Annotated in this window: 1 pseudogene; it reads right to left on the reverse strand. The window is 39.3% G+C overall.

Annotation, left to right across the window (positions count from 1 at the left end):
• Positions 1 to 218, reverse strand: a pseudogene (locus ACYQ4S_RS12500) (IS110 family transposase); the annotation flags it as partial.
• Positions 219 to 341: the final 123 nt, after the last annotated feature.

A 341-nucleotide genomic window follows, 5' to 3' on the forward strand; every position in this document is an offset into this window, starting at 1 on the left:
TCGCCTCCGATCTTGCGATATAGAGTTGGTGATCGCTTAGGAGTGCAAACACCAGACGCACTAATTTTCGTGCAGTTAAGACGAGGGCTCGTTTGTGTTGTGTTTTCGGTACTTCTTTATATTTTTTTCTGGTAATAGGCTTCATACTCAGGAATATATCGTCTTACAGAGTTGGCAGCTTGAACTAAGTAATAACGTAAATAACGGTTTCCTGACTTTAAACTGGACCCCATGTCAAGGACAGTTTGATAAAAACCCCTTATAATTTATTATCGCTCCTTCTATGATAACGTCATAGGAGGAGCGATAATACGTTTAAGCCTGGATCAATACTTAGATTT

The sequence above is a fragment of the Alkalibacterium sp. s-m-28 genome, assembly GCF_054658175.1.